The organism is Ralstonia flaminis (genome assembly GCF_958415495.1).
GTDB lineage: Bacteria > Pseudomonadota > Gammaproteobacteria > Burkholderiales > Burkholderiaceae > Ralstonia > Ralstonia flaminis.
Map to the genome: position 1 here is coordinate 1 of NZ_CATZLL010000007.1, position 19,177 is coordinate 19,177.

The 19,177-nt window shown below is 63.9% G+C and carries 22 protein-coding genes; 16 read left to right on the forward strand and 6 right to left on the reverse strand.

Features of this window, described 5'->3' with window-relative positions; translation table 11 throughout:
* Positions 1-64: 64 nt before the first annotated feature.
* Genes R2N11_RS12400 through R2N11_RS12420 form a run of 5 tightly spaced genes read left to right on the forward strand, consistent with a single transcriptional unit; the run spans position 65 to position 2,988 of the window.
* Complete coding sequence (locus R2N11_RS12400) at positions 65-850, forward strand: sulfite exporter TauE/SafE family protein (RefSeq protein WP_199027000.1); 786 nt, start codon at positions 65-67, stop codon at positions 848-850.
* 37 nt (positions 851-887) lie between these two features.
* The gene (locus R2N11_RS12405) at positions 888-1,283 is read left to right on the forward strand and encodes a carboxymuconolactone decarboxylase family protein (RefSeq protein ID WP_199027003.1); all 396 of its coding nucleotides are present in this window, start codon (positions 888-890) and stop codon (positions 1,281-1,283) included.
* Positions 1,284-1,328: 45 nt separating this feature from the next.
* Positions 1,329-1,607: a hypothetical protein gene (locus R2N11_RS12410; protein ID WP_199027025.1), complete on the forward strand. Its 279-nt coding sequence runs from the start codon at positions 1,329-1,331 to the stop codon at positions 1,605-1,607.
* A 13-nt stretch (positions 1,608-1,620) separates the two neighbouring features.
* Positions 1,621-2,436 (forward strand): alpha/beta fold hydrolase, encoded by an 816-nt coding sequence (locus R2N11_RS12415; RefSeq protein ID WP_316681262.1) that lies wholly within the window; start codon positions 1,621-1,623, stop codon positions 2,434-2,436.
* A gap of 6 nt (positions 2,437-2,442) precedes the next feature.
* Positions 2,443-2,988, forward strand: a complete 546-nt coding sequence (locus R2N11_RS12420; protein ID WP_316681263.1) for an isochorismatase family protein — start codon at positions 2,443-2,445, stop codon at positions 2,986-2,988.
* 146 nt (positions 2,989-3,134) lie between these two features.
* Here the strand turns inward: R2N11_RS12420 and R2N11_RS12425 are convergent, their stop codons facing one another.
* Positions 3,135-3,647 carry an acyl-CoA thioesterase gene (locus R2N11_RS12425; protein ID WP_021193017.1) on the reverse strand — a complete coding sequence of 171 codons (513 nt, stop codon included), beginning with the start codon at positions 3,645-3,647 and terminating at the stop codon, positions 3,135-3,137.
* A 6-nt stretch (positions 3,648-3,653) separates the two neighbouring features.
* Between R2N11_RS12425 and R2N11_RS12430 the strand changes: the two genes are divergently transcribed.
* From R2N11_RS12430 to R2N11_RS12480, 11 genes are all read left to right on the forward strand, one after another.
* Complete coding sequence (locus tag R2N11_RS12430) at positions 3,654-4,229, forward strand: DUF2946 family protein (RefSeq protein ID WP_316681264.1); 576 nt, start codon at positions 3,654-3,656, stop codon at positions 4,227-4,229.
* A 98-nt stretch (positions 4,230-4,327) separates the two neighbouring features.
* Complete coding sequence (locus R2N11_RS12435) at positions 4,328-4,702, forward strand: hypothetical protein (protein WP_316681265.1); 375 nt, start codon at positions 4,328-4,330, stop codon at positions 4,700-4,702.
* Positions 4,703-4,712: 10 nt separating this feature from the next.
* Positions 4,713-6,143, forward strand: a complete 1,431-nt coding sequence (locus R2N11_RS12440; protein WP_316681266.1) for a TolC family protein — start codon at positions 4,713-4,715, stop codon at positions 6,141-6,143.
* Positions 6,144-6,145: 2 nt separating this feature from the next.
* Entirely contained in the window at positions 6,146-7,453 is a 1,308-nt protein-coding gene (locus tag R2N11_RS12445) for a multicopper oxidase family protein (protein ID WP_316681267.1), read from the forward strand.
* Between the two features lie 25 nt (positions 7,454-7,478).
* Positions 7,479-7,976 (forward strand): cupredoxin domain-containing protein, encoded by a 498-nt coding sequence (locus R2N11_RS12450; protein ID WP_316681268.1) that lies wholly within the window; start codon positions 7,479-7,481, stop codon positions 7,974-7,976.
* Between the two features lie 37 nt (positions 7,977-8,013).
* Positions 8,014-8,337, forward strand: coding sequence for a copper-binding protein (locus tag R2N11_RS12455; protein ID WP_199027024.1), 324 nt, complete (start codon positions 8,014-8,016; stop codon positions 8,335-8,337).
* 541 nt (positions 8,338-8,878) lie between these two features.
* Positions 8,879-9,886 (forward strand): glycosyl transferase family 90, encoded by a 1,008-nt coding sequence (locus R2N11_RS12460; protein ID WP_316681269.1) that lies wholly within the window; start codon positions 8,879-8,881, stop codon positions 9,884-9,886.
* A 126-nt stretch (positions 9,887-10,012) separates the two neighbouring features.
* Positions 10,013-10,816 (forward strand): phytanoyl-CoA dioxygenase family protein, encoded by an 804-nt coding sequence (locus tag R2N11_RS12465; RefSeq protein WP_199031098.1) that lies wholly within the window; start codon positions 10,013-10,015, stop codon positions 10,814-10,816.
* 118 nt (positions 10,817-10,934) lie between these two features.
* Positions 10,935-11,162: a hypothetical protein gene (locus R2N11_RS12470; RefSeq protein WP_199031099.1), complete on the forward strand. Its 228-nt coding sequence runs from the start codon at positions 10,935-10,937 to the stop codon at positions 11,160-11,162.
* Positions 11,163-11,378: 216 nt separating this feature from the next.
* Positions 11,379-11,828, forward strand: a complete 450-nt coding sequence (locus R2N11_RS12475) for a DUF2141 domain-containing protein (RefSeq protein ID WP_316681270.1) — start codon at positions 11,379-11,381, stop codon at positions 11,826-11,828.
* Positions 11,829-11,849: 21 nt separating this feature from the next.
* Positions 11,850-13,370: a carotenoid oxygenase family protein gene (locus tag R2N11_RS12480; protein ID WP_316681271.1), complete on the forward strand. Its 1,521-nt coding sequence runs from the start codon at positions 11,850-11,852 to the stop codon at positions 13,368-13,370.
* Between the two features lie 13 nt (positions 13,371-13,383).
* Here the strand turns inward: R2N11_RS12480 and R2N11_RS12485 are convergent, their stop codons facing one another.
* Genes R2N11_RS12485 through R2N11_RS12505 form a run of 5 tightly spaced genes read right to left on the reverse strand, consistent with a single transcriptional unit; the run spans position 13,384 to position 19,000 of the window.
* On the reverse strand, positions 13,384-15,018 hold the full coding sequence (locus tag R2N11_RS12485) for a M20/M25/M40 family metallo-hydrolase (protein ID WP_316681272.1): 1,635 nt from the start codon (positions 15,016-15,018) through the stop codon (positions 13,384-13,386).
* A gap of 42 nt (positions 15,019-15,060) precedes the next feature.
* Positions 15,061-16,542, reverse strand: coding sequence for an AMP nucleosidase (locus R2N11_RS12490; RefSeq protein ID WP_316681273.1), 1,482 nt, complete (start codon positions 16,540-16,542; stop codon positions 15,061-15,063).
* Positions 16,543-16,587: 45 nt separating this feature from the next.
* Positions 16,588-17,349 carry an amino acid ABC transporter permease gene (locus tag R2N11_RS12495; protein ID WP_316681405.1) on the reverse strand — a complete coding sequence of 254 codons (762 nt, stop codon included), beginning with the start codon at positions 17,347-17,349 and terminating at the stop codon, positions 16,588-16,590.
* Complete coding sequence (locus R2N11_RS12500; RefSeq protein ID WP_316681406.1) at positions 17,346-18,059, reverse strand: amino acid ABC transporter permease; 714 nt, start codon at positions 18,057-18,059, stop codon at positions 17,346-17,348. The genes R2N11_RS12495 and R2N11_RS12500 overlap by 4 nt, the downstream gene beginning before the upstream one ends.
* Before the next feature lie 53 nt (positions 18,060-18,112).
* Positions 18,113-19,000, reverse strand: a complete 888-nt coding sequence (locus R2N11_RS12505; RefSeq protein ID WP_316681274.1) for an ABC transporter substrate-binding protein — start codon at positions 18,998-19,000, stop codon at positions 18,113-18,115.
* Positions 19,001-19,177 lie beyond the last annotated feature (177 nt).

The following is a 19,177-nucleotide window of genomic DNA, read 5'->3' on the forward strand; positions in this document are numbered from 1 at the left end:
ATGCGCCATGTTCAGCATGGCGCATCGCCGCGTTTGCTTTCTCTCCTCATTTTTCTTTGCGCGCATGACGTCCCACGCGATTCTCTCTGGCCTGTTCAACCTGTTGCTCGGTATGGGCCTGGGCGTGGCGGGCGGGCTGCTGGGCATTGGCGGCGGGCTGATCGCCATTCCCGTACTCGGCTATCTGTACGGTATGGACCAGCATCTGGCGCAGGGCACCGCGCTGGTGATGATTGCGCCCAACGTGCTGGTCGGCTTTCTGCGGTATCACCAACGGCATCCGGTGCATTTGCGTTCCGTGGCGTTGATCTGCGTGTTCTCCATGGCGGCAACGTATATGGCAGCGCGCTTTGCAGCGGGGCTGGATGCGCACCATCTGCATACCGCGTTTGCCGTGTTCCTGATCGCACTGGCGGTGTACTTTGCTTCGCAGCTCAAAGACAAGTCGGACGCGGCCGAGGATGCTGAGCACGCTGCGCCACGCGCCATGCCGGCCGCGGCCATGCCGCTGATGGGCATCGCCAGCGGAGCGATGTCGGGCATCTTTACCGTGGGCGGCGGACTGGTGGTTGTGCCGGCGCTGGTGACCTTCTTCGGCATGCCGCAGACACGCGCACAAGGGATGGCGCTGGCACTGGTGGTGCCGGGCACGCTGATTGCGCTGGCGACGTATGCCCACGCGGGGCATGTGAGCTGGGGCACGGGCATTCCGCTGGCGGTGGGTGGCATTGTCAGCGTGTCGTGGGGTGTAACGCTCGCGCACAGGTTTTCGCCGTTGCGTTTGCGGTTGGCGTTCTGCACGGTACTGCTCGGTACCGCGTTGATGATGCTGTTGGTCAAGCCAGCCTGATCGGCCTGCAACGGGTTTTCAGAACGGAGGAGGGATCGTGGCAGAACAGGACAAGGAAGCCGGGCGCGCACGCCGCGCACAGGTGATGGGCGATGCGTTTGTGGAGCGCGCGATGAGCGGGCTCGATGCTTTCTCCGCGCCGCTGCAGGACTGGCTCAACGAGCACGCCTGGGGCAGCACATGGCAGCGTGAAGGCATCGACCTCAAGACCCGCAGCCTATGCACGTGCGCCATGCTCGCCGCGCTGGGCCGCGGCACCGAGCTCAAAGGCCACGTGCGTGGTGCCATCAACAACGGCGCAACGGCCGTGGAGATTCGCGAAGTGCTGCTGCACAGCGCTATCTATGCCGGAGCGCCTGCGGCCATTGAGGCATTCCGATGCGCGCGTGAGGTCCTCAGCGAACTGGGGGTGCGCATCGAAGACGGCCGCTAATGTTAAGGCGCTTAACACAACTTGCGTGGTGAGAATGGCCTCCCCATGCTCGCGATAGGCGCCGGGATCGCCTGGTTCTTCTTCATCCTTGGCCCGCTGCGTCAGGCACAGGCGGCTGCCACCACAGTGCGCTACTCGCTCAGGGTCATGGTGTTGCTGGCGGGTTGTCTGGTCTTTGGCCTGGGCTTGCTGATTGGCAGCGATAAGCTGGCCTGGCACGACGCGCAGCGCGCAAGCGCCTCACCCCGCTCGGCTGGGCGCTCGTCAGCGGGGTTCTACTGGTGGTTCAAGCAGCAGTTTTCGGCACTGGGGTACGACACCTGACAGGGAGGTTGATGTGGACATCGCCGACGACGACCTCACGCGGTTTGCCGCGCAAGGTGCGGCGCCTTTGCCGGCAGCAGCAGAGCAAGGCCACGTGGAGCATGACGGCGCAAGCGTTTGGTACGCGACGTTTGGTGCCGGCGCGCCAGTGATCCTGCTGCACGGTGGGCTCGGCCACGGCGGTAACTGGGGGCACCAAGTGCCGGCGTTGGTGGCTGCAGGCTATCGCGTGATTCTTATCGACAGCCGTGGGCACGGTCGCAGCACGCGCGATGCACGGCCCTACACGTACGAGTGCATGGCTGCGGACATGTGCGCCGTCATGGACGCATTGGGCGTGGAACGCGCCGCGTTCGTCGGCTGGAGCGATGGTGCCTGCATTGCACTCACGCTCGCCATGCAGGCGCCCGAGCGTGTGGCCGGTGTGTTCTTCTTCGGCTGCAATATGGACCCGAGCGGCGCCAAGCCTTTCCAGCCGACGCCGACGATTGACCGCTGCTTCAGCCGCCACCGGCAGGATTACGCTGCGCTGTCCGCCACACCTGCCGACTTCGACGCGTTCGTTGCCGCCGTCACCGAGATGATGCGGACACAGCCGAACGCCACGGCGGATGAACTGGCTGCGATTCGTGTGCCCGTGACCATTGCGCAGAGCGCGCACGACGAATTCATCAAGCCCGAGCACGCACAGTATCTGGCGCAGACGATTCCTGGGGCGCGGTTTGTAATGCTGCCGGGCGTGAGCCATTTCGCGCCGCTGCAACGCCCAGGGTTGTTCAATGAAGCGGTGCTAGCCTTTCTGGAGCCACTCTCCCAACAACAGACATAGGACCGTATGACGACTGCCCTGATCGTGATCGACGTGCAGACCGGGTTGTTCACGCCGCCGCCCGCACAGGCCGAGCATGTGCTGGCTGCCATCAATAAACTGATTGCCCGTGCGCGTGAAGAACATGTGCCGGTGATCTTCGTGCAGCACGAGACGGCCGACGATGAGCTGCCCTATGGCACGCCCGCATGGAGCCTTGTCGAGACCTTGTTGGCGCTCCCCACCGATCCTGTGGTGCGCAAGACGACACCGAACTCGTTTCTACGCACAGGGTTGGCGGCATTGCTTGCGGGCCTCGGTGTCGAGCACCTGATTGTCTGCAGATACGCCACCGAGTTCTGCGTGGACACCACCATTCGTCAGGCCGCCGCGCTGGGTTATGCCATTACCTTGGCGGCCGATGCGCATACGACGCATGACAAATCGCACGCCAGCGGTGAGTGGATCCGGCGGCATCACAACGCGACGCTGTCATCGCTTGACAGTTTTGGGGTACCGATTGCGGCGCGGCCAACCGAAGCCATTGTGTCAGCAGGGCTTGCACACGGCTGACAGCATTTGCGCAAAGAAATGGCCGCAGTGATTTATCCACAGAAACGGTGGGTAAGCCTGTGGATAACGGCGGGAGTGCCCGGCGCCATGCGGTTTGCAGTGCATTGCTGACCGCGTAGGCAGACAGGCGTGGCGCCGATGTTGTCTTAGCTGACCGTGTCCGATGTACCCGGCGTACCGTACGCAGCCTTGATGGCCTTGTGCCGCGCTTCCATTTCCTGGCGCAGCGCACGACGCTGCTGAGCCGCTTCAAAGCGTTCCTTCTCTTCTGCGTTGGCGGGCGTGAGCGGCGGCACGTCGGCGGGCTTGCCGTCATCGTCCACCGCCACCATGGTGAAGTAGCAGCTATTGGTATGGCGCACGACCTGGTTGCGGATGTTCTCCGTCACCACCTTGATACCAATCTCCATGGACGTGCGGCCGGTGTAGTTGACCGACGCCAGGAACGTCACCAGTTCGCCCACGTGGATCGGCTGGCGAAACACGACCTGATCGACCGACAGCGTGACGACGTAGCGCCCGGCGTAGCGGCTGGCGCACGCGTAAGCCACCTGGTCGAGCAGCTTGAGGATATGGCCGCCGTGCACGTTGCCGGAGAAATTGGCCATGTCGGGCGTCATCAGCACGGTCATGCTGAGCTGGTGGGATTGCGTATTCATGGGGCGTTGAAGCTGGAAGAAATGGGGGAATGCGGTGCGCAGAAATGGGTACGCAGAGGCGTGCCATTGTGCCGCGCCGGGGGCATTTTGTGCGCTGTCTTGTCCACCGCCGGGCAAAAATTGATGGCATCGCGCTACACTACCGGCTTTCTTGGCCGCCTTTCTGGTCGACATTCTTCTTCCATGCATCGCTTGCTGACCCGCCTGCTGCTCTGGCTGGTTGTCCTGGCGCTTCCTCTGCAGGGGATGGCCGCGACGACCATGATGGCGCGCGCCGGCACAATGGACGAGGCGACTGTTGCCATGGCAATGCCTGGCCACGACGGCGCGGTCATGGCGGATGCCTGCCATGAACACGAAGCCGCGATGGCCGCCGACGGTGACGCGAAAGCGCCCACGCAATCGCACTGCAAGACCTGCCCGATCTGCGCGACGTGTTCGCTCGGCTCGGTCATCCCGCTGGCCGCCAGTCTTGGCGTGCCGCTGCTCAAGCTGCCGGCCGTTGCGCCGCGCGAGCTGCCCACCGCCTTCCACAGCTTCATTCCCGAAGCGCTGCAACGCCCACCCTCGATTCGCGTTTGACGCCACGAGTCCGTCCATAGAACGGATCTGGCCTTTGGTTTCACGGCACCGTGCACGACTGCGCAGCCGTGCGTCATTACGCTTGATCGAGGTTTCTCATGTTTCTCACACGATGGTTCATGGCCGCTGCGCCGCTGCTGGCATGGACGGCGCCCGCGTCGCAATGGACATTGGCGCAGGGGGTGGCTTCTGCGCCGGCTGCGTCTGCACCTGACCCACTGAACGCGCAGGCAGCGGTACCCGCCGTGTCCGCACCCCGCACGTTCGATCACTACCACGCGTACCGCGACACCGGCCCCGCGCCGTGGCGCGAGACCAATGCGGCTGTCAGCCCCAAACCGAGTGCTGCTTCCGGGCACAACGTACATGGCGCTCACGCTGGGCATGCAGGGCATGCGATGTCCGCGAGCGAGCCCGCTGCCTCTCCGGCCACGCCCGCCGGCAACGCCATGCCCGGCATGCACCACCACTGAGGAGGCAGTCATGTTGAATCACTCCACACATCGCCTCGCCTTCGGCGCGCTGGCAACTGTGCTGCTGCTGGGCGGCTGCGCCACCGTCACACAGGACAGCGGCTTCAAGACCGTTGCGGAGGTCGCCCGCGACCGGCTTGGCAGGGACGCCACCTGGCAGCGCGCACCCGAAGCACGCGACAGCGCCGCCCAGCGCACGCGCGAACTGCTGGCCCAGCCGCTGACGATGGACAACGCCGTGCAGGTCGCGCTCCTGAACAACCGCGGGCTGCAGGCTTCGTATGCTGAGCTGGGTATTTCGGAGGCGGCCATGGTGCAGGCCAGTCGCCTGCCGAACCCGGGGTTCACATTTGAGCGCACGCGTACGGGCAACGAACTGTCGATCTCGCGCACGTTCTCGCTGTCATTTCTGAACCTGCTGACGCTGCCGATGGCCGCGCGTATCGAAGGGCGCTACTTCGAGCAGACCAAGCTGCTGGTTGCCAACCAGATGCTGCAGGTCGCGGCCGATACGCGCCGTGCGTACGTCAACGCCGTGGCGGCGGAGCAGTCTGCTCGGTACGCCGAGCAGGTCCAGCAAGCGGCAGAAGCCGGTGCCGAGTTTGCTAAGCGTCTGGCCGCTGCCGGCAACTTCAGCAAGCTTGATCGCGCACGCGAACAGGCGTTCTATGCAGAGGCCACCGCTAACCTCGCCCGCTCGCGCCAACAAGCTCAAGCCGAACGCGAAGCGCTCATCCGCCAGCTTGGCGTATGGGGTGCGGACACGGGTTTCAAGCTGCCCGAGCGTCTGCCTGACCTGCCGAAGGATCGCCCCGAACTCCAGCAGATCGAGGCCTACGCGCTGCGCAACCGGCTCGACATCCAGGCCGGCAAGCTGCAAGTCGACGGTCTTGCGTCGTCACTGGGGCTGACGAGAGCCACGCGCTTTATCAACGTGCTGGACCTCGGCTACGTGCATAACAGTAAAACGAGCAAATCGAATGAGTCGCGCGGCGGTGAACAAGAACGCGGCTACGAGATCGGCATCGAGATCCCGCTGTTCGACTGGGGCGGCGCCCGCGTGGCGCGCTCGGAGGCGATCTACATGCAGGCTGCCGACCAGCTTGCCGACACGGCTGTGCGAGCACGCTCCGAAGTGCGCGAGTCGTACGTGCGTTACCAGACCGCGTATGACCTCACGCGCCACTACCGCGACGAGGTCGTGCCGGTACGCAAGACCATCTCCGACGAGATGCTGCTGCGCTACAACGGCATGCTCGTGAGCGTGTTCGAGCTGCTGGCCGATGCACGCGAGCAGGTGAATGCCGTGAACGGCTACATCGATGCACTACGCGGCTACTGGCTCGCGCAGACCGATCTGCAGATGGCGCTGGGCGGCAAGCTGCCGCCGGCCGAAACCGCCGCATCCGCACCGGCACCCACTCATCCTGAAGGACACTGAACATGGTTTCCCGACGTCAATTTCTCGGCAGTCTTAGTGGCGGGGGCGCGGCCATGCTAGGCGCGGCGATGGTCTCGCGCGCTGGCGCGGCCTCGCTGCCCGAAGCGCCGCTGCAGTCGAAGCCCACTACGCAACCGCCACTCGCGCCGCCCAACGGCCGGCCCTACAACCCCGTTGTTACGCTCAACGGCTGGACATTGCCGTGGCGCATGCGCGGCGGCTGGAAGGAATTCCACCTCGTGGCTGAACCTGTCGAGCGCGAATTCGCCCCCGGCATGACAGGCCACCTGTGGGGCTACAACGGCCAGAGCCCCGGCCCCACGATTGAATGCGTGGAAGGCGACCGCGTGCGCATCTTTGTCACCAACAAGCTGCCCGAGCACACCTCCGTCCACTGGCACGGCATGATCCTGCCCGCCGGCATGGACGGCGTGGGTGGCCTCTCGCAGCCGCACATTCCGCCCGGCAAGACCTTCGTCTACGAGTTCGAGATGAAGAAGTCCGGCACCTTCATGTACCACCCGCATTCCGACGAGATGGTGCAGATGGCGATGGGCATGATGGGCTTTCTTGTCGTGCACCCGAAAGACCCGGCGCAGCACCGCGTCGATCGCGATTTTGTCTTCCTGCTCGCCGCCTACGACATCGACCCCGGCTCGTACACGCCGCGCGTGGCCGAGATGACCGACTTCAACATGTGGACGTGGAACAGCCGCGTCTTTCCCGGCATCGACCCGCTGCCCGTGCGCCTGGGCGATCGCGTGCGCATCCGCATGGGCAACCTCACGATGACCAACCACCCGATGCATGTGCATGGCCACACGTTTGAGGTGGCCGGCACCGATGGCGGCTGGGTGCAGCCCAGTGCGCGCTGGCCGGAAGTGACGACGGACATTGCCGTCGGCCAGATGCGTGCCATCGAGTTCATCGCCGACAACCCGGGCGACTGGGCCTTCCATTGCCACAAGTCGCACCACACGATGAACGCCATGGGGCACAACGTGCCGACCATGATTGGCGTGCAGCAGAACGATCTCGCCAACAAGATGCGCAACTTGGTGCCCGACTACATGGGCATGGGGGAGGCCGGCATGGCCGACATGGGCGAGATGGAAATGCCGCTGCCCGACAACACGCTGCCGATGATGACCGGCCAGGGCCCGTTCGGCGCCATCGAGATGGGCGGGATGTTCACCGTCATGAAGGTGCGTCGCGACCTGCCACGCAACAGCTACGCCGATCCCGGTTGGTACAAGCACCCCAAAGGCACCGTCGCCTACGAATACACCGGCAACGATGCCGACCACTGAACCGCATCCGAATACGAGACCACACATGCAACGCAATCTGATCCGTTCCGCCTTCCTGGCCGCGCTCCTTTCAATGGCGGCTTTTGCGCACGCATCCGGCAATCACGCCGGTGGCCATGACCATGGCGATGCCGCCATCGGCCAGCCGGGCGACGCCACGCGCGTCACGCGCACCGTGCGCGTTGATATGGCCGACACCATGCGCTTTACGCCCGCGCAGATCACCGTGCAACGTGGCGAGACGATCCGCTTCCTGGCTATCAACAGCGGTCGCGTGCGGCACGAGATGACGCTCGGCTCACCGGCCGACCTGATCGCCCACGCCGAGCAGATGCGCAAACACCCCGAGATGGAGCATGCCGACGCCAACGCCGTCACTGTGGACCCCGGCCAGACCGGCGAGATCGTCTGGCGCTTCACGCAGGCTGGTACGGTCGAGTTCGGTTGCCTACAGCCAGGGCATTTCGAAGCCGGCATGCGCGGTGCTGTCGAGGTGCAGCAGGCACGTGCCGGCAAGTCCTGATCGCTCTCTTTCTCTTGCTTACAAGGAGCCCAACATGTTGTTTCGTCATGCCCTGATGCTGGTCGCGCTGCTGGCCGGTGCCCCATTTGCCAACGCCGCGGATGACGCTGCACCTGCACCGGCTGCTGTTGCGGCGGCCGCACCGCTGTCTGAAGGCGAGGTCAAGAAGATCGATACCGCCGCCGGCAAGCTGACCATCAAGCATGGCCCGCTGGTCAATCTCGGCATGGAGCCGATGACCATGGTCTTCCGCGTTCAGGATCCGGTCATGCTCACCAAGGTGCAGGCCGGCAGCAAGATCCGCTTTACTGCCGAGAAGGTGGGGGGTGCGCTGACGGTGACTACGCTGGAAGTGCAGTGATCGGATGTCGAGGAGGGCCGCGCCACTCGGCTGAGATGGCCCAGGCCTCCTCCCGGTCCGGCGCGGAATCGCGCAAGGTTGTATCTGGCTGGCGCAGGATTATCCGACCGGTTGTGTGGTTCAAGCCGCATCTCCGGGGTGATTGCGCGTCCACCTGCTGAAAATGGATGCGCAGCCGGCCCAGCTCACGGGTGTCGAAGTGTGACGTCATGACAACAGTCAACGGACCGTGGATTGCGCCCGGTGCTGGGCTCGCGACTTTGCCCCAAGAAACAGAAGGCGCTGCAAGCGACTTACGGTAGAGTAAGGCCCGCCGCAAATGCGCGTGGTAACTGGGTCCGAAGCGCTGCCTGACGGGGCAAGCGCGATCAGTGGCCGGGTGTGTCAGCGGAATCAAAAAAAGTGGCCCATGTGCCACCCATAATCACGTGTGAGCTGGCAGCTTTCCACTCGAAAAACGATGTCCTGGCATCACACTTTTTGAGGAAGCGCGTCGGCGCGCTTTATCCCTGGGCCATTTCTGCAATCGCTTGTTTGATTCATGCCGCATCTCAAATATCGCCTGAGCCGGGTCTCTGCAAGAAAATTCTGGTACTACTTTTCGAATGCATCGAGCCATTTTCTGGCCCGCGCGACCAAGCACGGAAGAGCTGAGGCGTTTTTGAAGAGAAAAGGCCGTCACGGCAGCCATCAGGATGTACTGGATCGCCTGAATTACTACAACTCGATTTCGGAAACGTTCGGCCCAAGTGGAAATGCGATTGAATATTCCAACTTCTTGTTGGAATCCTCAACGAGCACCATTCAGAGCAAAGATCGTAATATCGGCAGCACGTATTTTTATGATCTGGTTGATCTGATGGATTATTTTGGCCCGGGCTACACCTTCGACTACGACTGCGGAGATGTAACCTCCGAGCCGACCTCTCCCGCTTTCGTAAAAAGCCGTCCAATCAAGGATTCTTCGCACAATGGGATTCTTTTGAAATTGGATGCAATCCGGCATTTTTCTTTTGCGCGCGACAACATTGATTTTGCGGACAAAAAATCAATGGCGGTTTTCAGAGGGCCCTGCCATCAGGCGCATCGCCAAGCATTTGTCGAGCGGTGCCATGACCTGCCGAACGTTGATATCGGTGATATCCGGAAATCCGTGCAGGGGAAGGCAATCTATAGAGCGCCCATGACGATTGCTGAGCAGCTGCAATACAAGTACATCGTCAGCGTTGAAGGGAATGACGTTGCCACCAATCTGAAATGGATCATGTCATCCAATTCGCTTTGCTTCATGCGGCGACCCCGGTATGAGACGTGGTTCATGGAGGGTAGGCTGATTCCCGATGTGCACTATGTTCTGCTGAAGGATGATTTTTCCGATCTCCAGGAAAAAATGGAGCATTACCAAAAGTTCCCTGGCGACGCATTGACGATCATCCGCAACGCCAATCAATGGGTGGCGCAGTTCCTGAACCGCGATCAGGAGCGCCTACTCGGTTTGATGGTGATCGCGAAGTATTTCCGTCTGTCGGGTCAACAGGCCTTTTGGTAAGGCGCGGCCACGTCGACACGTAGGACGTTTGATCCAGGGCAGAGTTGGCTTAGGGGTTGATCGGCAGGCAGTGCGGCGGCGCGCTACACTCTTTGTCTTTCGCCGTCTTCGTACGATTCTCCTGCCATGACCGCGTCTGTCGACACGCGCACTCCTGCGCCCACCTCCGCGCAATCGCTTTCCCCTGAGCAACAGGCATTTTTCAACGAGCACGGCTACCTCGTCCTGCGCGGCCTGGCTAGTCAGCACGAGTGTGCGGCCTTGCTGGCGGCCGCCCAGGATGCACTGGCGCGCGCCATTCCGCCCGTAGAACTGGAAACCGACGTCGGCTATGCCGGTGCACCTACGTCGCGCGAGGCGGAGGGTGGCCACACCGTGCGCCGCCTGCTCGACGCCGATTCGCGCGGCACGCCTTACACAGAATGGGCGCGCGACGCGCGTGTTGCCGGTCCAATCGCACAACTGATCGGTAGCCCGGTGCACCTCTCGCTCGCGCACCATAATTGCGTGATGACCAAGCACCCGGCCTTCGGCACCGCCACGCATTGGCATCGTGATAGCCGTTATTGGTCGTTCGCGCGTAACGAACTGGTGTCGTCATGGCTTGCGCTGGTGGAGGAGACGGTCGACAACGGCTGCCTGTGGGTCATCCCCGGCAGCCACACGCTCGAATTGCCCGCCGAGCGTTTCGACGCCAAGTTGTTCCTGCGCCAGGATCTGCCTGAGAACCGGGATCTGATCGACACCGCGCGCCCCGTGCCGCTGCTGCCCGGCGACGTGCTGCTCTTCCACTGCAATACCTTCCACGCGGCACGCGCCAACCAGACCGGCACGGTCAAGTTCTCGGCCGTCTTTACGTACTACGGCCCTGACAACTCTCCGCTGCCGGGCACGCGGTCATCGGCGCGGCCTGATCCACTGGTCGGTTGAAGCGCACTGGGGGAGTGTTCAACGTTTGCTCTCCCCCGTTTGTAGGTGTGCAGCGGACAGATTCGTGTCACGCGTCTTTGATAAGGTGAACTTCCGACGACGATGAACGGGGAACACTATGCCGATTCAGGAAGTGACACACGGCGCGCACGTGATCCTCGTTGATCCCCTGCAGCGCGACGACCGCCGCTGGACGGCGCGATTCCAGGTCTGCCGCGCAGGCCACGTCGTGTGTGACTGGGAGGACGTTGAGATGCCTGAGGGATTCATCTCAGCCCAACTTGCCGTGAGCGCCAGCGTGTTGCTGGCCGAGCACCGCCTCTCCAGCCTGTCGCCGCATTGCTAGGAACGCTCGCCGCGCCGCGGGCGTTTTTTGTGTACGTGCCTGCGCTTTTTGAGCGGTACCCCACGGCTGGCGTGACCCATTCATCGCACGCAAGCGACCGTTTGCACCCCGCAGCCTGCACTTCGTCGCACCGTGGGCGACGCCCCTCGGGCGCCTGCCTAGACTGCCTCCTGACCGCCGGAGCCCGATCCGGCCATGCCAATTCAGGAGACTCCCATGGCTGCAATGTTCTCGGCACCGATGATGTCCCGCGCGGGCGCTGCATTGGTGTTGATGCTGGCCGCGGCTGGTGTATCCGCTGCCACGCTCACCGTTGTCGTTGAAGGCGCGCAGGGCCGCCAGGGCGCGGTGCGCGCTGCGATGTTCCGCGATGCCGCCGGCTGGCTCAAGCCCGATACCGCCGTCCGCGCAGACATTGCCGTGCTCGACAGCGTCTCAGGCAACAGCGTCACCTTCGTCTATCCGGATTTGCCGACGGGGCGCTACGCACTGTCGGTCTTCCATGACGTCAACAACGACGGCAAGCTCGGCACCAATCCGGCCGGCATTCCCGTCGAGCCCTACGGCTTCAGCCGCGACGCAAAAGGCCGCTTCGGCGCGCCGTCCTTCGACGATGCTGCGATCGACGTACAGGCCGACCAGCGCGTGACCATCCATCTGCACTGACCACTGAACCGGGGGCTCGCCATGCAACGCCGATCATTCCTCGCGGCCTTGGGTGCCGCACCGTTTGGGCTGACACTGCAAGATGTAATGGCAGCCAGCGTCGACCCGTGGGCTGCGGGGTTTGCCGCTGCCCGCGCGCAGTACCCGTGGCTGGCGGGTTACCAGGGCGCCAGCACGGACATGCCAACCAGCACGCTCAAGGTGGAGGGTACGTTCCCGCCCGCCCTGCGCGGTGCGTTCTACCGCAACGGCCCTGCGCGGCACGAGATTGGCGGGGTGCGCTACCACCACCTGTTCGACGGTGACGGCATGATCCAGCGCTACGACATCAGTGAACAGGGTGTCACGCATCGCGGCGTGTTCGTACGCACCGACAAGTTTGTCGCCGACACCGCCGCCGGCAAGCCGCTGCGCGCAACCTTCGGCACCGCCAACCCCGACATGGAGCCGGTCAGTACGCCCGACAGCATCAACGTAGCCAACACCAGCCTCGTGATGCACGGCAACGAGATGCTCGCGCTGTGGGAGGGCGGTTCGGCCACGCGCGTCGATCCAGATTCGCTGCGCACGCTGGGCGTGCAGACCTGGCGTGACGACTACAGGGGCATGCCGTTCTCCGCCCACCCCAAGGTGGAGCCTGATGGCACGCTGTGGAACTTTGGCGTGAGCAGCGCGGCGGGCTTGCTGACGGCGTATTGCGTGGGCGCCGATGGTGCGCTCAAGCGTGTGCAATCGGTCAAGGTGCCCGACGTGGCGATGGTGCATGACTTTGCCGTAACGCAGCACCATCTGGTGTTCCTGCTGCCGTCGTTCATCTACGACGTGGAGCGTTCGCGTGAGGGGATGTCTTTTCTCGATGCGCATGAGTGGCGCCCCGAGTTGGGCATGCGTGTGCTGGTGCTCGATAAGAACGACGTTACACGCATGCGCTGGCTGCAACTGCCGGCCGGCTTCGTGTTCCACCTCGGCAATGCGTGGTCGTCACCAGATGGACAGGAAATCCACCTCGACTACGTACGCTCGGATGACGCCACCATCGTCACCACCACGCTGCGTGAGCTGATGCGCGGGCAGATTCGCCCGGCACCCGGCGCACGCCTGACGCAACTGCATCTGAACCTGCGCACCGGCCGTGCCGATCAGGCCATCACCGAGCACGTGGCGGAGTTCCCGAAGGTCGACGCGCGCCGCACGGCCCTGCGCCATCGCGCGTTGTTTACCGTGGCCCACACGGCGCCGTCCGGCAATGCGCAGGCGCTGCATGGGTTCGACACGGTCATGCGTTTCGATACGGATTCAGGGCAGGTTCAACAGTACCGCTTCGGGCACCGCGTGATGGTGGAAGAGCACGTGTTTGTGCCGGCCTCGGCCAACGCCCGCGAAGGTGAGGGTTGGCTGATTGGCACGGTGTTCGATGTGGACGCCGGCTGCACCAAACTGACCGCGTTCGATGCGCGGAATGTATCCGCGGGGCCGGTGGCCATGGCAAGCCTGAACGGCGTGGCACCGCTGGGCTTGCACGGACTGTTTCGCGCGGTCTAGCGCAGTGGGTTGATCAAAGCGGGCTGGTGATCAGGCCATAGATCGTGCGCACGCCGCTCACGTAGTTGCCCATGCGCAGGTTCTCGTTGGCGGCATGCTGGTTGTTGTCAGCATTGACCAGCGGGATGATCGCAAACGGCACCTGCAGCACGCCGACGATGTCGGCGGTGGGCACCGTGCCGCCCATCATGCGGATGCGGACTGGCACGGGGTTCGTGCCATAGCTGTCGGTCAGCGCCTTGTAGGCCCACTTGCCCACCGCCGAGTCGATCGGTGAGCCGGCGGCGTCTGCGCCCTCGGCCTGATACGAGAAGCTGGCGAGCTTGCCGTAGCGGCTGCGTTCTTCGTCCGTCGGCGTGTTCTTCACGAGGTGGTAGCCCTGGCGCACGATGTGGTCTTCGATCAGCTTGCCGAGGTAGGCCGCGCTGGAGTCTGGCGTGGTGCGCAGGTCCAGCTCGGCGACAGCCGTGTCGGGCACGATGTTCGCCACCTTGTCACCTACCGCGGCGGAGGCCATGCCGCGCACGTTCAATGATGGGTACTGCATGGCCTCCTGGTAGTTGGCCCCCACCTTGTCTGCATGCGCAATGCCCAGGCGCCGGTTGAGCACGGCCTCGTCGTCGGGCACGGCCGCCATGATCTTGCGATCGGCTTCGCTGATCTTGACGTGGTCGTAGTAGCCCGGCACGGTCACCCGGCCCTGGTCGTTCTTCATCGATGCCAGCAGGCTGGCCAGCAACTGCGCCGGGTTGGGCGCGTAGTTGCCGTAGTGCCCACTGTGCAAAGGCACCTTCGCACCGTAGACGGTGAGCTTGGCCTGCGCTACGCCCCGGTTGCCGAAGATCAGCGTCGGCAGGTTGCTTGCGTGCATGGGGCCGTCGTGGATCACCATGGCGTCGCAGCGCAGCAGGTCATGGTTCGCCTTCATGACCTCGCCGATGGTCGGCGAGCCCTTCTCTTCCTCGCTGTCCAGGATCACCTTGACGTTGACTGCCGGTTGGCCACCGCTGGCCTTGAGCGCATCGATGGCGGCCAGCATCATCATGATCGGGCCCTTGTCGTCGGCGGACGAGCGGCCGAACACGCGCCATTCCGGATCGAGCGGGCCGCTGAAGAGCTGCGCCGAATCGATTGCTTCCCAGCCGCCCTGCGCGGTTTTGCGCTTGAGGACGGGCGTCCACGGGCTCTTCTGCGCCCATTGCTCGGGAATCACCGGCTGGCCGTCAAGGTGCATGTAGAACAGCACGGTCTTGCGCGCGGCGTTGCTGTTGGGGAATTCGGCATACAGCATCGGCTTGCCGTTGTTGGCCAGTTGCCGTGTCGTGAAACCGCGCTTGCGGAAGGCCTGCTCCAGCCAGTCGACGTTCTTGCGGATGTCTGCCGGGGCGACGGCGTCGTTGGGCAGGGACAGCAGGTCGAGGTATTCGCGGTAGGTCGCCTGGGCGTAGCGTTCGGCGTCAGGCGTGGAAAGGTCTGCGGCGCTGGTCAGGCTGGCGGTGCCGAGCAGCAGGGCAGGCAGCCATGCCAGCGGGCGACGCGGGGTTTGGGGGGCGAAAGCTGCGCGGGCTGCGAACTGGGTGGGCATGGGGAAACTCCACTGGTCAAACAAGGTCGCTGCAGTTTGGGCAAGCGCGACCTGTTTGACCATCGGAGTTTCCCTAAAGGGCGTGCTCCGCAGTCCGGTGATGCCTTATCGGAACGCCGGTTCGTCAAAGCTGCGCAACTTGCGCGAGTGCAGCGCCTCGACGCCGTTTTCGCGCAGCAGGCGCACGGCTTCCATGCCGATATCCAAGTGCTGGCTCACGCGCTGGCGATAGAACAGGTTGGCCATGCCACGCAGCTTCAACTCGCCGTGCAGCGGCTTGTCCGACACGCACAGCAGGGTGCCGTAAGGCACGCGCAGGCGGAAGCCGTTGGCGGCAATCGTGGCGCTTTCCATGTCAATGGCAATCGCGCGCGACTGGTTGAAGCGGCTGTACAGCGCCTGGTACTTCAGCTCCCAGTTGCGGTCGTCGGTGGAGACCACCGTGCCTGTGCGCATGCGTGATTTCATGTCGGCGCCCGAGAGCCCCGTGATGCGGGCCACCGCCTCCTGCAGCGCCACCTGGATTTCGGCGATGGGCGGTACGGGCACCCACGGCGGCAGATCCTGGTCGAGCACGTGGTCATCGCGCACATAGGCGTGGGCGAGCACGTAGTCGCCCAGTTGCTGTGAACGGCGCAGGCCGCCGCAGTGGCCGATCATCATCCAGCAGTGCGGGCGCAGCACGGCCAGGTGGTCGGTGATGGTCTTGGCGTTGGACGGGCCTACGCCAATGTTGACCAGCGTCACGCCCAGGCGGTCTTCGCGCACCAGGTGGTAGGCGGGCATCTGTGGCAGACCCTTGATACGGTGCGCGTCATCGGGTGCCGGGGTGCCCAGTTCGTGCACCGTATCGCCGGGTTCGACAAAGCGGATGTAGCCCTCGTCGTTGCCGTCTTCCATCAGCTTGCGGCCGAGCGCGGCAAACTCATCGACGTAGCGCTGGTAGTTGGTGAACAGCACGAAGCGCTGGAAGTGCTTCGGGTGCGTGGCGGTGTAGTGGTACAGGCGCTGCAGGGCCAGGTCGACGCGCTCGGCGGTGAACATCGACAGCGGCTGCGGTGCATCACCCTCGGGGCGGTAGGTGCCGTTGGCGATGGAATCATCGATCTGCGCGAGGTCGGGCAGCGTGAACGCGCCACCCAGCGCGCGTGCCTGCTCGGGCGTGATGTCCACCGTCGATGCTTCTACGACGAACGGCAGCGGAATCGGCCGGTCGCTCACGCCCACCACCACCGGGCTGTTGTGATAGTGCAGCAGGCGCTCGATCTGCGTGCGGTAGTACTCGCGGAAGAGATCCGGCCGTGTGAGCGTGGTGCCGTACACCCCCGGATACGCCACCGTGCCCCAGGCCGGCCGCGCATCGCTCACCAGCGTTCTCGGGTCGACGGTGATGCCGAGGTACGGATAGCAGGCGGAGCCGTCTTCGCTGCAGTCTTCACCGCGCGCGAAGGCGTGGAAGCGGTCGCGAATCGTCTGCGCGGAGCGCTCGTAAATGGCGGTGATGCGCTCGACAGCGGTGTTGGCGTCGGTGCAGATCGCCAGGTCGTGCGCGGGATAGAGATTGGCAGTAGCGCGGGTATCGGTCATGTTTCGATGATACCGGCGTTTTGTGAACGCAAGGTAGCCGCGTAGTTACGTCACCGCGTCCGCAACGGGGCGGGACCGCCAGCGCAGGAAGCGCTTCCAGGTCGACATTTCCACCTGCGGCGAGGAGGTTGCACGCAACCAATTGGGCAACGCCTCAATCCCGCTGCACAGCAGGAAGTACAGCACGGCAACGGCGCCGAATACTTCGGCCGGATATGCCACTGTGCGGCTGTTGACCTGGCCCGCGGCGGTGGACAGTTCCACTACGCCGACAATGTATGCCAGTGACGTGTCCTTGACCGTAGACACCCATTGATTGGCTAGCGACGGCAGCATGATGCGCCACGCCTGCGGCAGCACGATTGTCAGCAGCGCCTGTGTGGGCCGCATGCCCAGCGCCAGCGCCGCATGACGTTGTCCGGCGCCCACCGCACGCAGGCCGGCCTCCATGCTCTGTGCGATGTAGGCAGCTCCCACGGCGGCCAGTGCGGTGATCACGGTGGCGGTTTCCGGCACGGCCACGCCCAGCGCCATCGGGATCAGGAAGTACGCCCAGAACATCAGCATCAGCACGGGGATGGCGCGCAGCGTTGCCAGCGTGCCGCGCAGTGCGCGTGCCAGCCAGCGCAGGTTCGGCATGGCTTCCAGGCGGTCCAGCAGCAGTGCACAGCCGATCCCTACCACCGTGGCTGCCGCACAGGCCAGCAGCGCCATCCACAAGGTGAGAGCTGCACCTGACAGTGGCCCGTTCGGATACGGGCCGACCAGCAGATACCGCAGGTGCAGGAGGATTGCCTCTGCCGTCATGCCGCTGCTCCAGCCAGCCCAGCGGTCGAGGTCGATACCCACCTCAATCGCCTCAGCACCCGCGGCGCCGCCCACTGCAGCAGCAAGATCACCACCGCATACAGCACGGTTGCTACGGCAAAGGCCTGGAAGGCGAGCAACGTGTCGGTTTCCACCTGTCGCGCGCTGTAGGAAAGTTCCGCCAGCCCGATGCCCATGGCCAGCGAGGTGTTCTTGATGGTATTGGCGCATTGCCCCAGCAGCGGCAGTGCCGATACGCGCAACGCCTGCGGCAGCACCACGCGCAGGAAGGCTGCACCGGGTGTGAAACCGAGCGACAGGGCCGCCTCACGTTGGCCGCGCGGCACTGCCCGGATGCCGGCGCGCAGTTCCTCCGAGAAGAAGGCTCCGGCATACAGTGCAAGACCAAATGCCGCTGTCAGGAATTCAAACGATGGCGCGGGTAACTGCCAGGTGCCCAGCGCGATGCCGCTCCAGCCCGTGATGGCGCCGACCACGTTTTCGCCCAGCAACTGCGCGGCCCCGAAGTACCAGAAGAACAGCTGTACCAGCAGCGGTGTCTTGCGCAGGAAAGCAACCAGCCCGCGCGCGGGCTGGTACAGCCAAGGTTGGCCGCTGGCACGCAGGGCGGTCAGCAGCAGGCCCAATACCAGGCCCCCGGCAATGGCCGCGGCCGACACCAGCAGCGTCATTCCAAAGCCCTCCAGCATCCAGCCGAGGTAACGCGGCGGCAGGGGCTGGAGGAACGCCGGCAGGCTCAAGCTCACTTGGTGCTGCCGATCACGAAGTCGCGCGGCAATGGTGCTGTGCTCTTTGGGCCAAACCAGCGGTCATAGATGCGGGCGGCGGTGCCGTCCTTTTCCAGGCCCTGCAGAATCTGGTCGATCGTGGCGGTGAGCTGCGTCTCGCCCTTGGGCACGCCCACCCCCATGTACTCGCGCGTCAACACGAACGGCGAGATTTCCAGTTCGCTGCGATTGGGCAGCGTGGCCAGCAGCGCGCCCAGCTTGGCGCCATCCTGCGCAAACGCCTGGATGGCACCGCTGCGCAGCGCCGTCAGCGCCAGCGGGGAGTCGTCATAGGCAATCACGCGCGCGTTGGGATAGCCCTCGCGCAACGTGGTCTCCTGCGTGGTGCCCTTATCCACGCCCAGGCGGATGCCATCCTTCTTCAGATCATCCGGTTGCTTGAGGAGGCCCTTCTTGGCAATGAACTGCAGGCCGCTCGCAAAGTACGGCGTGCTGAAGTCGATCTGCTTCTTGCGCTCGTCGGTAATCGTAAAGTTGGCGGCAATCAGGTCGACCTTGCCCGAGGTGAGCAACGGCACGCGGTTGGCCGGGTTGGTGGCGCGCAGTTCCAGCTTGACGCCCAGCTTCTTGGCGATTTCCTGCGCGTAGTCGACATCCAGGCCGACCGGCTGGCCCGTCTTGGCGTCGGCATAGCCGAATGGCGGGTTGGCGTCGAATACGCCCACGCGCAGCACGCCGGCCTTCTTGATGTCGTCTAGGCGATCGGCCCGGGCGGCGGGTGCATGCAGCACCGCCAACGCCAGTGCTGCCCCGATGACCACGCCGACCGCCTGACGCGACGATTTTGCCAATCCCTGGACCAACCCCCGCAACGGAAAATGCCCTGTGATTTCTGCCTGCATGACAACCCCCTGAAGATTTTGAGGGGCCCAGCGTAAAGTGGATGCTGCACCGCGCAAACGAATTCGTTGGCAGATCGATATGCGCGCTGCCCCGTTGTGGGGCGAGTGCCCTAACATGGTGCTTCAGTTTTTACATTGACCGCCGATAGGGCTTGACAGGTGATCGAGCGTGCACCA

Bases quoted from the DNA above. Each gene is read 5' to 3' on its own strand.
- R2N11_RS12470 (WP_199031099.1), top strand. From the start codon at position 10,935: ATGCCGATTCAGGAAGTGACACACGGCGCGCACGTGATCCTCGTTGAT.
- R2N11_RS12490 (WP_316681273.1), bottom strand. From the start codon at position 16,542: ATGACCGATACCCGCGCTACTGCCAATCTCTATCCCGCGCACGACCTG.
- R2N11_RS12500 (WP_316681406.1), bottom strand. From the start codon at position 18,059: ATGCTGGAGGGCTTTGGAATGACGCTGCTGGTGTCGGCCGCGGCCATT.
- R2N11_RS12450 (WP_316681268.1), top strand. From the start codon at position 7,479: ATGCAACGCAATCTGATCCGTTCCGCCTTCCTGGCCGCGCTCCTTTCA.
- R2N11_RS12460 (WP_316681269.1), top strand. From the start codon at position 8,879: ATGCCGCATCTCAAATATCGCCTGAGCCGGGTCTCTGCAAGAAAATTC.
- R2N11_RS12475 (WP_316681270.1), top strand. From the start codon at position 11,379: ATGGCTGCAATGTTCTCGGCACCGATGATGTCCCGCGCGGGCGCTGCA.
- R2N11_RS12425 (WP_021193017.1), bottom strand. From the start codon at position 3,647: ATGAATACGCAATCCCACCAGCTCAGCATGACCGTGCTGATGACGCCC.
- R2N11_RS12440 (WP_316681266.1), top strand. From the start codon at position 4,713: ATGTTGAATCACTCCACACATCGCCTCGCCTTCGGCGCGCTGGCAACT.
- R2N11_RS12410 (WP_199027025.1), top strand. From the start codon at position 1,329: ATGCTCGCGATAGGCGCCGGGATCGCCTGGTTCTTCTTCATCCTTGGC.
- R2N11_RS12420 (WP_316681263.1), top strand. From the start codon at position 2,443: ATGACGACTGCCCTGATCGTGATCGACGTGCAGACCGGGTTGTTCACG.
- R2N11_RS12485 (WP_316681272.1), bottom strand. From the start codon at position 15,018: ATGGTCAAACAGGTCGCGCTTGCCCAAACTGCAGCGACCTTGTTTGAC.
- R2N11_RS12445 (WP_316681267.1), top strand. From the start codon at position 6,146: ATGGTTTCCCGACGTCAATTTCTCGGCAGTCTTAGTGGCGGGGGCGCG.
- R2N11_RS12465 (WP_199031098.1), top strand. From the start codon at position 10,013: ATGACCGCGTCTGTCGACACGCGCACTCCTGCGCCCACCTCCGCGCAA.
- R2N11_RS12495 (WP_316681405.1), bottom strand. From the start codon at position 17,349: ATGACGGCAGAGGCAATCCTCCTGCACCTGCGGTATCTGCTGGTCGGC.
- R2N11_RS12505 (WP_316681274.1), bottom strand. From the start codon at position 19,000: ATGCAGGCAGAAATCACAGGGCATTTTCCGTTGCGGGGGTTGGTCCAG.
- R2N11_RS12480 (WP_316681271.1), top strand. From the start codon at position 11,850: ATGCAACGCCGATCATTCCTCGCGGCCTTGGGTGCCGCACCGTTTGGG.
- R2N11_RS12400 (WP_199027000.1), top strand. From the start codon at position 65: ATGACGTCCCACGCGATTCTCTCTGGCCTGTTCAACCTGTTGCTCGGT.
- R2N11_RS12435 (WP_316681265.1), top strand. From the start codon at position 4,328: ATGTTTCTCACACGATGGTTCATGGCCGCTGCGCCGCTGCTGGCATGG.